Raw genomic sequence first — 12493 nt, forward strand, 5'->3', positions numbered from 1 at the left:
AATAAGTGAGACTTGAACATAAAGGAGAAAGACTTGCTCAAATTTCGATAGATTATTATCTTCTATTTAGATGTTTTTTTGAAAAGTTAAGTTTTTTACAAAAAAAAAACAGGCATCATCTAAATGATACCTGCTTTTTCTCTTAACAAAATGTATCTTTTGACTTTGGTACAGAAAGTCCAAATAATGGACGAAGATACAAGGCAATAAATGTCCCAGCTAATGCTAATATTCCCCACACATAACCGTGAACACTGAATGATGCAATCCCGCCAAAGTAAGCACCTACGTTACATCCAAATGCTAGACGTGAGCCATAGCCCATTAGTAAGCCGCCAATGATGGAAGCAAGCACATTTCCAAGCGTCACTTTTGAAAATTTAAAGAGACCGCCAGCTGCTGATGCCAAAAAGGCCCCAAGGATAACACCGAAGTTTAGAATCGTTGTAGAATCTGCAAAAATAGAAGCTTCTAAAGCTTGAGCATTTGCCCCTTGCCAGAATCCCCAGCTTGCTACATCCATACCAAAAAATTGTGCCACTTTTGAACCCCATAAAGCAAAGGCAGAGGTGATTCCCCATGGTGTACCGCGTGTCATTAAGGTTAAAGCATTAAGTACAGCTAACACGATCGCTGCTGCGAATAATGGCCATGAACCGCGGAAAATACGTTTCCAGCCAGTTGTTGTTGGAAGAGGAGCCATTTTTGGCGCTTTTCTTTTTCTTTCCACAACTAATGTAATCCATGCAATTACACCAAATAGAATAATGGATACAATCCAAGCTCCACCATAGCCAAGACCAGTTGATGTCGCTAATGAAATTGGTGCAAAAGATGGTAAGTCTTCTGTCCAAAACGACAGATGAGCTGCACCAATTGTGGATCCGATAATGAAGAATAGTAATGTTACAAATGCAACAGAACGTCCGCCGCCTACTGCATACAAGGTACCAGAAGCACATCCGCCCCCTAGCTGCATGCCAATCCCAAACATAAAGGCACCAACGACAAGACTAACACCAACCGGTGATACATAGCCAGTAGCTCCTGTTCCAAAAAAGGAAACGCCGTATGCTAAAATTGGAGCAAATAGCGTTACCGCCACTGCTAACATCAGCATATGAGCGCGTAACGCCTGCCCATTTCCTACTGACGCAAGTCTGCGAAATGCGGATGTAAAACCAAAACGAGCATGAAATAATGTATATCCTAGTAAGAGACCTAAAACTAATAATATCGGCTGCATACTTTTTTGTGTCATTAATAAATAGACTAGTAGAATCGCTGCTACAATGAGTCCACCAATAATTAAAGGCATCTGTGGAGCCTTTAATCCTATTGGTTGTTCTTTTTGACTCTTTATCTTTTGAGCCGATTGAACATTTACTGAAGTTGTCACTCCAAAACACCCTTTCCCTATTAATATAGTCGGAATTACTTTTATCATCTTAATGGTATTTTCAATTTATGTCAATATAAAATTTCCCTTTTAAAAAGCTATATTAAACTTTGTTAATTAAAAAAATAACATTCCGACTGTAAATACACCCTAATTTTTAGAAATAGACGTTTATTTTTGTTTTACTACTCTCTTTGAATAAGATGTTCTTTTCCCCTATAGAGGGATTCACTCCGTAGGATTTGCGCTAAATCTCTGCCTGTTTTTCTCGCCATCCCACAGAGTCCTCTCGCTTTCACTTCTATAAAAAAAATACTTTGTCTTTTAAATATAATCAAATATCTTTTGATAGCCAAAGGGTAATATGGACACAATGCTTACACTTATTCCAATGGAAAAACTTGAAAAAATAACAAACTTTCGCAGTGATATTTCATCACTCTTAAAAGCGACAACTAATGCCTTTATTATATAAAAAACGGTAATAAATATAATGGCAGCTGAAAAAAAGCTTATTAAAAACACTTCCATTACTTTCCCTCATTTCCATATAATTGGCATATCAATTTGATTTATTTCACATAATGCTTTTTGAAGTCAGGATAGATGGAAAATTTTCTCCGCAAATCAATAAGGTTCTTCCCAAATGAGTTTTCTAATATATCACGATGTTTCTCCAATATTTCCATTAAGTATAAATCATGGATCATTACTTCTGTAATCGGCATTACAAGTCCAACATGCATGGTCCAAGCTGCACGGCTTTCTTTTCCCAAGGAAATAATCCCAGCTAATACCTCTTGATCATCTCCACTAAAGACTAGCCATCTACCACCGTATTCCTCCGTAATTTCTTGACTCATATCATGGCGATATATATTAGCAAAATCTGATACTATTTCTCCATATGCAATAATCGTGATTGTTACGCCTCGATTTGCAGCCTGCTCTAATTCCATTTCTAGTTCCTTGAAATCCTCTGCCCATATTTCCATCAGTATCCTTTGTTCAGCAGAAGCAATACATTCTTTTACTTTAACCAATATCTCCTTACTTCCAGTGATGTTCCAGATGTTTTCGCGATCACTTGTTGTATTCTCAAATTTTTCCAATAACATTTCCGCCTGTTCAAAATTCTCTTCTGCTTTTAAGCGGCGATTTCGTATCAATTCTTTCGCTGGTACGGGAATGTATTGTGGTGTATTGCCATAGCTGACAAAAATGTCGCCACGATTGACAAGACTTTCCAGTACTTCGTAAATTTTGGAACGCGGCACTCCTGAATTTTTGGCAACGGCGTAGCCCGTTAAGGGAGATTCCGCTAATAAAGCTAGATAAGCCTTTCCCTCATATTCCGTAAAATTTAAATTTCTTAATGTCTCCAAAGTATTGTCTTTCATAGTCCCTCCGAATAGTTGCTACTTTAGTAACTATTATTTTACCAAAAGCTATTGCTTTATCACAAATCATTCTGCTACTATTTTAAGTAGTTACTTTTGTAGCTACTATTTTGAAAAGTGGTGTTGATGATGGAAAAAGGTATTCATATTTATTATTTAGCATGTATTAGTGCTGTGATATTGTGGAGTGGTTCTTTTATTACAACCAAATTAGCTTACGAAACCTTTGCGCCGATTCAGCTTGGAGCTGGAAGAACACTTATAGCAGCCCTTATTATCTGGATCATTCGCAAAATAACAAATTCAACAGAAAAAATCAGAAACAAGGATCGTAAACGACTTTTTTTAAGTGGTTTATTGGGAATTACCCTTTATTTCACCTTAGAGAATATAGGCGTTCAAATGACTTCTGCTTCTAATGCCGCCTTAATTGTTGCGTCCTTTCCTGCCATTACTGCACTGCTTGAATTTTTCCTTTATCGCTCCAAGCCTTCCTTACAAAAGATTTTAGGAATCTTTCTGGCTATTACAGGTGTTGCTATTTTGACACAAATTAAAGTAGATGGAAGCAATCAATCCTTTTGGGGGAATCTTATTCTTCTAGGGGCTGGAATAGTTTGGGCATGCTACAACTTTGTTACAAAAGATATAACGAGGAAATATTCAGCAATGACCATAACATCCTATCAAATGACTGTAGGAACTTTATGCTTTATACCGTTTTTACTTTGGGAAGATGAAGCGTGGAAAATGCCAAATGTGATCAGCATAACCTCTTTGCTCTTTTTAAGCATTGGCTGCTCCGTTGCTGCCTTTATTTTATATAATTATGGATTAAAAAAACTGTCTGCAAGTGCTTCCGTTTCCTTAATGAATCTTGTTCCTGTACTTGGGATAGTCTTCTCCGTTTTTCTTCTAAAGGAAATCGTTACATTGACCCAGGTTATTGGCGGAGCAATTGTCATTATCGGTGTTATTTTAAGCTCCATTCAAAAAGAGGAATTACCTCAACCGCTGCCATCGGAAGCTTCTGTGGAATAACAGCATGCAAAAAAACCAGAAGCTATCTACTTCTGGTTTTCCTATGTTTACAAATTATTGATTTCCTTTTTTAACCCACTCTGCAACGGTAACAGTACGTTTCGCTTGGTGTTTAACTGCACCTTGAACGTCTTCGATCATTTTTCCATCTTGTCCTACTGTTACACTTGTTCCATAAGGGTTTCCACCTGCACCGAAAAGAACTGGATCTGTATATCCTGGTGCAGCAATAATAGCGCCCCAATGCATCATAGAAGTGTATAAGGATAATAATGTTGCTTCTTGTCCACCATGTGGATTTTGCGCAGAAGTCATGGCACTAACTACTTTGTTTACTGTTTTTCCGTTTGCCCATAGACCGCCTTGTAAATCAATGAATTGCTTCATTTGAGAAGGCATTGTACCAAAACGTGTTGGAACACTAAAAATAATCGCATCTGCCCATTCAATATCTTCCGATGATGCAACTGGTACATCTTTTGTTGCATCCACTGTTGCTTTCCAAGCTTCATTGCTGTCAATAACAGATTGTGGCGCTAATTCTTGTACTTTTACCACTTTCACTTCTGCGCCAGCTTCTTTTGCTCCTTCTGCTGCCCATTGTGCTAGTTGATAGTTTGTTCCACCCATACTATAAAAAATTACTGCTACTTTAACATTTGACATATTTTCCATCTCCTTTGATTTTCCAAATAATTTGTTTAAAAATCCCATAAGTACACCTGCTTTATTTTTTTATTGATCTCTTATAAGAATCACCTCCACTGAAATAGTCTTTTCAATGTTAGCTGTTCTTCTTATTCCCCAATTGTAGAAATTTATGATTGATTTTTCTCTTTTTAATGATTAGTTATTCATTAAGGCCGAATACCATTTAGAAGCTGCTTTTACTTCCTCTGCTGTTAGCTGATGGCCTCTGTTTTCCCAATGCATTTCGACATTCGCATTCGCATTAGCAAGCATTGATTGTAGTTCATTTGATTCTTCTTTTGAACAAATTGGATCATTCGTTCCTGCGGTAATAAATACTCCTTTTCCTGTTAAGTCAGGGAGCGTGATTCCTCTTCTTGGAACCATTGGATGATGTAGAATAGCTGCTTTTAATGCATCCTGATAGTGAAATAATAAGCTTGCAGCAATATTGGCACCATTAGAGTAGCCAATTGCCACGATATTGTCTCTATCAAATTCATATTTTTGGGCTGCTTCATCTAGAAATTCATTTAATTCCTTTGTACGAAAAATTAAATCTTCTTCATCAAATACACCTTCTGCTAAACGCTTAAAGAAACGCGGCATGCCGTTCTCTAAAATATTCCCACGGACACTTAGCACTGAAGCTTCATCATCAATCATCCCCGCTAGTGGCAATAAATCTAACTCTGTTCCGCCTGTTCCGTGTAACATCAATAACGTGGGTTTTTTCGGATCTTTTCCCTTATTGAAAATATGTTTCATCCCTTCTCCTCCTCTAAGATTCTAACCTCTACTTTAGGCAAAGCAGCTGTTAACTCATCACGCTTTTCTTCTAACCACTCAGGAAGCATAAGCTTCTCTCCCAGCTGTTCTGTTGGCTCATCCACCGCAAATCCAGGTCCATCAGTAGCTATTTCAAATAGAATGCCGCCTTCTTCATGAAAATATAAGGCTTTAAAATAGTTTCGATCTTTCACTTCCGTTGGATAATACCCTTTTTCTTGAAGCAGCGTTCTCCATTGCTGAAGCTCTGTCTCATCTTTTGCCCGCCAAGCAATATGGTGGACAGTTCCTGCTCCCATGAGACCACGAACAGACGGGGTCAATTTGATATCTATCACATTTCCTATCTGTGCATCTGCAAAGAAACGGAGATACCCTGCATCTTCTCCTACACATTTAAGACCCAATATATGTTCTAATACCTCTGCTGTTTTGTTCGGTTGTGCTGAAAGTAATGTTGCTCCGCCAAAACCTTTAATAGCAGCAGCGGGATGGATCGAACCTAGCTGCCAATTACTTGTTGGTCCTTCGTTTCGTTCCACTAATTCGATTTGCAGACCATCTGGATCGACAAATTGCAAATATTTTTCGTTAAATCTCGCAGCACTTTCCACTTCTACACCATAGGAAAGAAGACGATTTTTCCAAAATGCACTGCTACCTTGTGGAATAACATAACTCGTTACACCAACTTGCCCTTGGCCAATTCTACCTTTCAGCTGTTTTTCCCATGGAAAGAAGGTAATAATTGTTCCCGGTTCCCCTGTTTCATTCCCAAAATAGAGATGATATACTTCTGGGCGATCAAAATTAATTGTCTTTTTTACCAATCGTAGACCAAGGACACCTACATAAAAATCAATATTTCTTTGTGCATCATTTACCATTGCTGAAATATGATGAATTCCTGCTGTTTTTTGCATCTTATCCTCTCCATTTCATGGAACTATTGTGGTCTTACTTTTGTAAACATGTCCCCAATTTTTGCATAGTCATTTCCCGCTAATCTGCTGACAGCTGCTAACCCTCTTGGATCAATTCTGCCATTTTCATACAGGGTAGAATCAATGTGATAATGAACCACTCTTCCAATTAGAAAATCACATCCAGGAAGTGCCTCGGTACCTCCCAATTCTAATGAATGTTCCAATACACATTCCATACGAATCTTAGCTTCCTTTATCCCCGGTACAGAGATGGCGCTGCTATCTATCGGTGTTAATCCTGCTAATTCAATCTCACTTTCACTTGGCGCAAGACTTGCTGCCGTTTGATTGATTTTATCAACATTTTGTTCATCTACAATATGAATGACAAATTCCCTTTTGTTTAAAATGTTCCTTGCCGTATCCTTTGGTTTCCCATTGGAACGCTGAATGGATAACGATATCATTGGCGGATTAGATGATACAATATTAAAGTAGCTGAAAGGAGCCCCATTTAAGACACCCTCTTCCGACAAGCTAGTAACAAAGGCAATAGGTCTAGGAATTATGCTTCCAATTAGAAATTTATAATTCTCTCTTTCTGAAATGGTTTTCGGATCAATGGAATGCATCAAATCATCCTTTACAAATTAGTCGAGATTTCTAACATCAATTGGTATTAATCTGCTATTAAGCTGTTCTCTATATTGTTCATATTGACTTGGCAGCATTAATGTCTCTCCTAGTGTTTCTTTAGATTCATCAATGGCAAATCCTGGAGGATCTGTCGCAATTTCAAAGAGGATTTCACCATGCTCTCTAAAATAGATGGCATTAAAATAATTTCGATCCTTAACAGCTGTTACATGGTATCCATTTTGCGAGACATGTTTTTGCCAGTCTAATTGGTCAAGATCATCCACTGCTCTAAAAGCAATATGATGAACAGTCCCAACACCCATCTCTCCACTTCTGCCTGTAGTTAATTTTAAATCGATGACATTTCCAATATCGCTAAAGGAACGGAAACGTACATATTCTCCTTCTTCGCCAACTTTTTTAAACCCCATCACTTTTTCTAAAAGTTCTGCTGTTTGTGCAGGTTGTTTCGATAAAAGCGTTGCACCGCCAAATCCTTTAATAGCATTTTTAGGTGTCACCTCACCAAACTGCCAGCTATTATTTTTCCCTTCTGCTCTTTCTACTATTTCTAGCAGTAAGCCATGAGGATCAGAAAAAGCTAAGTATTCCTCTCCAAAACGCTCTGTTTTTGTGAAAGAAATATTAAATTTTGCTAACCTTTTTTCCCAAAATGAAAGAGCTCCTTTAGGCACCACATAAGACGTTACGCCGACTTGCCCGTCTCCAATAACTCCTTGACGCGCTCCCGCCCATGGAAAGAAAGTAATAATCGTTCCTGGATTGCCGCCTTCATCTCCAAAATATAAATGATATGTCCCTGGATCATCAAAATTGACAGTCTGTTTCACTAAACGCAATCCTAATACACCTGCATAAAAGTCAACATTCTCTTGCGGGTGGCCTACGATTGCCGTAATATGGTGAATTCCACTTGTGCTCTTCGTCATTCCCGTTCACTCCTATTCCAATTTTCTAGCAAGCTTTATTTAATTACTATTTGTTATAAGCAGAAAAATCATTTATAGAAATTCTCTATTTTGCTCATTACTACGAATTAAAATATTATTAATTCGAGATATAACCTCAAAAAAAATCACATCTCTTGTGCATGAAGCCCTAATTTTTTGAGCTGTTCAATCAGTATTTCTTTTTCTTTATTGTCTAACCCGCCACATATCTCGTTCATAGCTGCTCTATGCTTTGGAAAGACTTTGTCCATAAGCTCGGTTCCCTCTTCTGTTATTACCACATAGGTTATGCGGCGGTCTTTTGGACAAGGTTTTCTTCTGATTAATTTTTTATTCTCTAATTTATCTACAACATAGGTAATGCTGCTGCTTGCAATCAAAACTTTTTCACCAATCTTTTGAATTGGCTGATCCCCTTTGCTATAAATCAATTCCAGCACAGAAAATTCTGTAGGGTTTAACCCGAGACATTTTATATCTTCTTCTACTCGTTTCTTTATCGATTGCAATGCTCTCGACAACACAACGAATACCTTTAGTGATAAATCTTCTTCATATTTACTTACTTCCTTATTATCCATGATAATCTTCCTTTCAATTATCTTGAATTCGAGATAATTATATAATACTTTATTTGTACATGTCAACTACTTTTCATAAAGTGATATACCAAGCGTGTATTAAAGTGGTGTAATCTACATTTGCTTATATAGTCTTACGAATTTCCATTATGCCCATTTCAAAATAGCTTTATAAAGAGCTTGTTGAACTAAGTAAATCTATTGCTTGTCTCTGTACTTTGATTGCATGTTTCCCATAAAAGATCAAAAGGAAAAAATACACAAAAAAGAACCTTAACACTATGTTATAGTTCAGACTGTCGACAAACTCCTAATTCAGTAATTAGGAGTTTGTCTTAGTTTATAAATATAGATTCTTTTAAATAAGAGTTGATTTCCGTTTCAGGGGTTCGCTTTCCTTGGGGCTCGCGCCGAGCCGCTTCGGCCTAAGGCCTGCAGGGTCTCAGACTGTCTCGCAGATCCCACAGGAGTCTCACCCCTTCCACTCCAATCAATGCATAATAATTCCATTTGCATTTCCTAAATTCCTTTTGTCAACAAGCTGCACTTTGTTATAGTTCTTTTCTGTTTACTAATTGCATGTTTTATTGGTGGAGCTTATAACAGAAAAATGATATAAAGCATCCTTTTTCCAGATAAAGATGCTTTATTGGATTAGAGTCGAAATAGTTAAATGCTTTTCTCTTACTCTATTACATATCTATTTTAAACCAACTAAAATAAAACACTGATCATCATTATTAAATTTCTCCTCTCCTTCATTTTGAAGAGATTGCAAGACTTTTTCTTTTAACCCTATCAATGGTTCAGATGAATGCTCCATTAACAAGGAACCTAGCCGATGGAAGCCAAGAGGTTCTGAAACGCCATCGGTGTATAAAAGAATTCTGCTGCCTATATCATAATGAAATGTTTCTATTTCATACTGTATCCCCTCAAATGTCCCTAGTGGAGGTGCGGTTGCTCGAAGTTCTGACTGACTCCCTGCAGAATTCTGAAAGATAGCTGGTGGATGTCCACAATTCGTATACTCTATCGTTTTTTTATCGGTATCAATTACAAGATAAATAGCCGTACAATAATGCCAGGATTCCTGATTGTGATGAAATAAAGTATGTAAATGATCATCTAATTCTTTTATCACTTCGTTAGTAGCAGTTCCTTTTGGAATCAACCTTTGGAATAAAGATTGCAAAGACATAGTTATTAGTGCTGATGAAATACCGTGTCCCATTACATCTAATAGAATAATTCCATATCGATGATTATTTATTTTATAACAGCCATAAATATCCCCTGATAATTCCTTCGATGCAGAATAATAGGATTCCATTTCGATGTGATCGGCAGATATTATTTCAGGCAGTGATCTTTCTTGTATTTTCTTTGCTAGATTCAATTCTCTATGTGTATCTTTTTTAAATTGTTCATTCTGCTTATTCACTTCTAAAAGTTTCTTCTGATTTTCTTCCAAATTATGAAGGGCTTTCTCCAATTTTACATTAACAATGCTTATTTCCTTTAATGCATCCTCCATAATTTTTTTGGACATAATTAACTGGTTTTCGTATTCATTTCTTCTCTGTATAGGGATAATTACACAAGTTATAATTTGACTATTCTTATCTTGGCTGAGTGATGCGTTAATCAGAACGGGTATTTCTTCTCCATTCCTATTAGTAAAAGAGAGATACATTTCTTCTACTTGATGCTGAACAGTTACCAATGGAAAGAAATAAAGTTGCATAAATACCTGTGAAGGCTTAGCAAGAATGACATTGATGTGATGTCCAATTAATTGATCTAAACGATAACCAAGTAATTGAACTAATGTATCATTAATAGATAATAGAATGCCCTCTTTCGAAAGCGTAATAAAACCACAAGGAGCTTTGTTTAATTGCTCATTCATAAGGCGGGATCAACAACTTTACTAGGAACTTCTCCCAAATATTCTCGAATTAATTGAATCGTCTCTTCGGGATGACTCATATGCGGGCAGTGTCCAGTTGCTTTCATGTATGTCAGCCTACTTTTCGGAACATGTTGACTCAAATACTCACCTACTATAGTTGGAGCAATTATATCTTCAGAGCATTGCATAATCAGAGAGGGCACGGTAACTTTTGGCAATTCCTCCCGGCTATCCGCAAAGAAACAAGCCTCTGCAAATTTACGAGCAATTACGGGATCAGTAGAACAAAAGCGATTTTCCAACTCCTTTGCAACATCTGGCCGACTAGGATTATTGGTAACGGTTGAAGCAAAAATAGTTGCCCAGCCAATATAATTTTTATCCATCATATCAATTAAGCCTATTAGATCTTCTTTTTCAAAACCTCCAAAATAATCAGGAAGATCATTAAGATAACAAGGAGAAGGACCGACCATAATAAGATGGGAAAAATATTCCGGATGTTGCAGGGATGCTAATAAACCAATCATTCCTGAAACGGAATGACCAACAAATATTGCATTTTTAAGATTTAAGGCTGAACAAACATCTAACAAATCTTGAACATAACCGGAAAGCTCGCTGTATTTATCCGAATCAAATGCCTTTATATCTGATTTTCCCATCCCAACATAATCAAATAAAATAATTTGCTTATCGCTTTCAAACGACTCTGATACATATTTCCACACTGTTTGATCACATCCAAAACCTGGTGCGAAAATCATCGCTTGATCTCCATTTCCTAGAACATTGACATTATTTCGGTTCAGGATACTAGGGTTCATAACAACGCTCCTTTCTTATCCTATCAATTAATTATAAAAAATTTTCAAGCCCTACTCTTTCTAATAAACCATTCATTCAACATTTTTATCCAAACATTACCAACCGATTCCCCATACAGTAAAACGGATAAACAATTAATGGACTCCAAAAAGTCACTTTGGTATTATAAATAACGTCCTTTAAATTAATTATATTCTTTATTTTATCACTGATTCAAAATAAAGAAAGTATACCCACTTAGTTCTAAAAGTTGGTAAAAGAACGAGAAGGAAAAACCGCCTTTTGTTCAAAGCCGATACCCATCTCTAGAATTAGTCATCTAACATAACACTATTGGGGAAGTCACAAACAATTATATATTGAGCTTGAGGGAGCATTTCTGAAGATTCTTTTTGAATGAAGGAAAACAACGAAAGATAACCGCTAGTATGATAGCTGGAACACTTATAAAATAAGGAAGAGAAAAAAAGTTTCTGCTGGAGCTAGAGTATTCCCCTTCATGCTGAGGAGAGCGGGAGAGCTTAAGTTCAAGAAAATAATATTATAATTAAAAGAAAAACAGGTGAATCTTACTCGCCTGTTTTTCTTCTTATATTCTCACGGTTAAGAACGTTTTTGTTTCTTTCTAGAAGAATCTGCCTTTGTTTTTCCTGTTTCCTTTGAAGTTGTTCCTTGACCTTCTGGCTGGCTAGAACCTAAACCAATTGTGGATGGATCTGCTTTTCTGTTTGTCATTCTATTCACCTCCACAGATTAGTTTTCCATGAATAAATGAAGTTATGTGAATCGTTGTAAAGAATGAAAAATAATCATTGTAACTTTAAATGCTGTTCTTCGTATTACTTTATATAAGGATAAAGCAAACAACCGCAGTATAGAAAGAAAACTTCTATCAGTGATAACCACTGATGGATCGACCTTCAAGGATACATCCCATCCCTAACTGACAGATTTTCCGGAGTTTGAGCTGGGCCAAGTAATAAGAGAAAGGAGGAACGACTGTCATGAACAATCAGACAAACACTAATTCAATTATATCGTTAACATTTGGTATTTTATCGGTATTAATTCCCTTCATTGGTCTTATCTTAGGAATTATCAGCATTATTTTTTCAAGAAAAGCAGTAAATGAAATCAATAAAACGGACGAAAATGGGAGAGGCTTTGCGACAGCAGGCTTAATATGGGGCATAGCGGGAATAATTCTCCAACTGTTAGTACTGTTAGGGATTATTGCGTTTTTTTCACTGGCCACTTTTGGATAAACTATATGTTTTTGTGAGGCTCCCCCTTTATGGAGAGCCTTTTTTGCAT

14 protein-coding genes are annotated in these 12493 nt (G+C 36.8%); 2 read left to right on the forward strand and 12 right to left on the reverse strand.

Annotated features, from left to right (window positions below):
• Positions 1 to 142: 142 nt before the first annotated feature.
• The 3 genes from NSS71_RS20105 to NSS71_RS20115 form a co-directional block, all read right to left on the reverse strand.
• Positions 143 to 1399, reverse strand: a complete 1257-nt coding sequence (locus tag NSS71_RS20105; RefSeq protein WP_321198368.1) for a YeeE/YedE family protein — start codon at positions 1397 to 1399, stop codon at positions 143 to 145.
• Between the two features lie 324 nt (positions 1400 to 1723).
• Positions 1724 to 1930 carry a hypothetical protein gene (locus NSS71_RS20110; protein WP_047945033.1) on the reverse strand — a complete coding sequence of 69 codons (207 nt, stop codon included), beginning with the start codon at positions 1928 to 1930 and terminating at the stop codon, positions 1724 to 1726.
• Between the two features lie 41 nt (positions 1931 to 1971).
• A complete protein-coding gene (locus NSS71_RS20115) occupies positions 1972 to 2799 on the reverse strand; it encodes a TrmB family transcriptional regulator (RefSeq protein WP_047945034.1) in 828 nt (275 codons plus the stop codon).
• Between the two features lie 126 nt (positions 2800 to 2925).
• Between NSS71_RS20115 and NSS71_RS20120 the strand changes: the two genes are divergently transcribed.
• Positions 2926 to 3840: a DMT family transporter gene (locus NSS71_RS20120; RefSeq protein WP_047945035.1), complete on the forward strand. Its 915-nt coding sequence runs from the start codon at positions 2926 to 2928 to the stop codon at positions 3838 to 3840.
• Positions 3841 to 3894: 54 nt separating this feature from the next.
• Here NSS71_RS20120 and wrbA read toward each other — a convergent pair whose 3' ends face one another.
• From wrbA to NSS71_RS20165, 9 genes are all read right to left on the reverse strand, one after another.
• A complete protein-coding gene (gene wrbA / locus NSS71_RS20125) occupies positions 3895 to 4506 on the reverse strand; it encodes an NAD(P)H:quinone oxidoreductase (protein ID WP_047945041.1) in 612 nt (203 codons plus the stop codon).
• Positions 4507 to 4686: 180 nt separating this feature from the next.
• Complete coding sequence (locus NSS71_RS20130; RefSeq protein WP_047945036.1) at positions 4687 to 5298, reverse strand: alpha/beta hydrolase; 612 nt, start codon at positions 5296 to 5298, stop codon at positions 4687 to 4689.
• Positions 5295 to 6242 (reverse strand): ring-cleaving dioxygenase, encoded by a 948-nt coding sequence (locus NSS71_RS20135; RefSeq protein ID WP_061800027.1) that lies wholly within the window; start codon positions 6240 to 6242, stop codon positions 5295 to 5297. Before NSS71_RS20135 ends, NSS71_RS20130 begins: the two co-directional genes overlap by 4 nt.
• A 23-nt stretch (positions 6243 to 6265) precedes the next feature.
• Positions 6266 to 6877: a flavin reductase family protein gene (locus tag NSS71_RS20140; RefSeq protein WP_047945038.1), complete on the reverse strand. Its 612-nt coding sequence runs from the start codon at positions 6875 to 6877 to the stop codon at positions 6266 to 6268.
• An 18-nt stretch (positions 6878 to 6895) separates the two neighbouring features.
• Positions 6896 to 7834, reverse strand: coding sequence for a ring-cleaving dioxygenase (locus NSS71_RS20145; protein WP_047945039.1), 939 nt, complete (start codon positions 7832 to 7834; stop codon positions 6896 to 6898).
• Between the two features lie 146 nt (positions 7835 to 7980).
• Complete coding sequence (locus NSS71_RS20150) at positions 7981 to 8436, reverse strand: MarR family winged helix-turn-helix transcriptional regulator (RefSeq protein WP_047945040.1); 456 nt, start codon at positions 8434 to 8436, stop codon at positions 7981 to 7983.
• A 700-nt stretch (positions 8437 to 9136) separates the two neighbouring features.
• Positions 9137 to 10348, reverse strand: coding sequence for a SpoIIE family protein phosphatase (locus NSS71_RS20155; RefSeq protein WP_061800022.1), 1212 nt, complete (start codon positions 10346 to 10348; stop codon positions 9137 to 9139).
• Positions 10345 to 11178, reverse strand: a complete 834-nt coding sequence (locus NSS71_RS20160; protein WP_061800018.1) for an alpha/beta fold hydrolase — start codon at positions 11176 to 11178, stop codon at positions 10345 to 10347. The genes NSS71_RS20155 and NSS71_RS20160 overlap by 4 nt, the downstream gene beginning before the upstream one ends.
• 604 nt (positions 11179 to 11782) lie before the next feature.
• The gene (locus NSS71_RS20165) at positions 11783 to 11914 is read right to left on the reverse strand and encodes a YuzL family protein (protein ID WP_095259472.1); all 132 of its coding nucleotides are present in this window, start codon (positions 11912 to 11914) and stop codon (positions 11783 to 11785) included.
• Between the two features lie 269 nt (positions 11915 to 12183).
• Between NSS71_RS20165 and NSS71_RS20170 the strand changes: the two genes are divergently transcribed.
• Positions 12184 to 12444 (forward strand): DUF4190 domain-containing protein, encoded by a 261-nt coding sequence (locus tag NSS71_RS20170; protein WP_061800014.1) that lies wholly within the window; start codon positions 12184 to 12186, stop codon positions 12442 to 12444.
• The last annotated feature ends 49 nt before the right edge of the window (positions 12445 to 12493 follow it).

Origin of the sequence: Niallia sp. FSL W8-0951 (assembly GCF_038006525.1) — a bacterium.
Taxonomy (GTDB): domain Bacteria; phylum Bacillota; class Bacilli; order Bacillales; family Cytobacillaceae; genus Niallia; species Niallia circulans.

Bases quoted from the DNA above. Each gene is read 5' to 3' on its own strand.
- NSS71_RS20110 (WP_047945033.1), bottom strand. From the start codon at position 1,930: ATGGAAGTGTTTTTAATAAGCTTTTTTTCAGCTGCCATTATATTTATT.
- NSS71_RS20115 (WP_047945034.1), bottom strand. From the start codon at position 2,799: ATGAAAGACAATACTTTGGAGACATTAAGAAATTTAAATTTTACGGAA.
- NSS71_RS20120 (WP_047945035.1), top strand. From the start codon at position 2,926: ATGATGGAAAAAGGTATTCATATTTATTATTTAGCATGTATTAGTGCT.
- wrbA (WP_047945041.1), bottom strand. From the start codon at position 4,506: ATGTCAAATGTTAAAGTAGCAGTAATTTTTTATAGTATGGGTGGAACA.
- NSS71_RS20130 (WP_047945036.1), bottom strand. From the start codon at position 5,298: ATGAAACATATTTTCAATAAGGGAAAAGATCCGAAAAAACCCACGTTA.
- NSS71_RS20135 (WP_061800027.1), bottom strand. From the start codon at position 6,242: ATGCAAAAAACAGCAGGAATTCATCATATTTCAGCAATGGTAAATGAT.
- NSS71_RS20140 (WP_047945038.1), bottom strand. From the start codon at position 6,877: ATGCATTCCATTGATCCGAAAACCATTTCAGAAAGAGAGAATTATAAA.
- NSS71_RS20145 (WP_047945039.1), bottom strand. From the start codon at position 7,834: ATGACGAAGAGCACAAGTGGAATTCACCATATTACGGCAATCGTAGGC.
- NSS71_RS20150 (WP_047945040.1), bottom strand. From the start codon at position 8,436: ATGGATAATAAGGAAGTAAGTAAATATGAAGAAGATTTATCACTAAAG.
- NSS71_RS20155 (WP_061800022.1), bottom strand. From the start codon at position 10,348: ATGAATGAGCAATTAAACAAAGCTCCTTGTGGTTTTATTACGCTTTCG.
- NSS71_RS20160 (WP_061800018.1), bottom strand. From the start codon at position 11,178: ATGAACCCTAGTATCCTGAACCGAAATAATGTCAATGTTCTAGGAAAT.
- NSS71_RS20165 (WP_095259472.1), bottom strand. From the start codon at position 11,914: ATGACAAACAGAAAAGCAGATCCATCCACAATTGGTTTAGGTTCTAGC.
- NSS71_RS20170 (WP_061800014.1), top strand. From the start codon at position 12,184: ATGAACAATCAGACAAACACTAATTCAATTATATCGTTAACATTTGGT.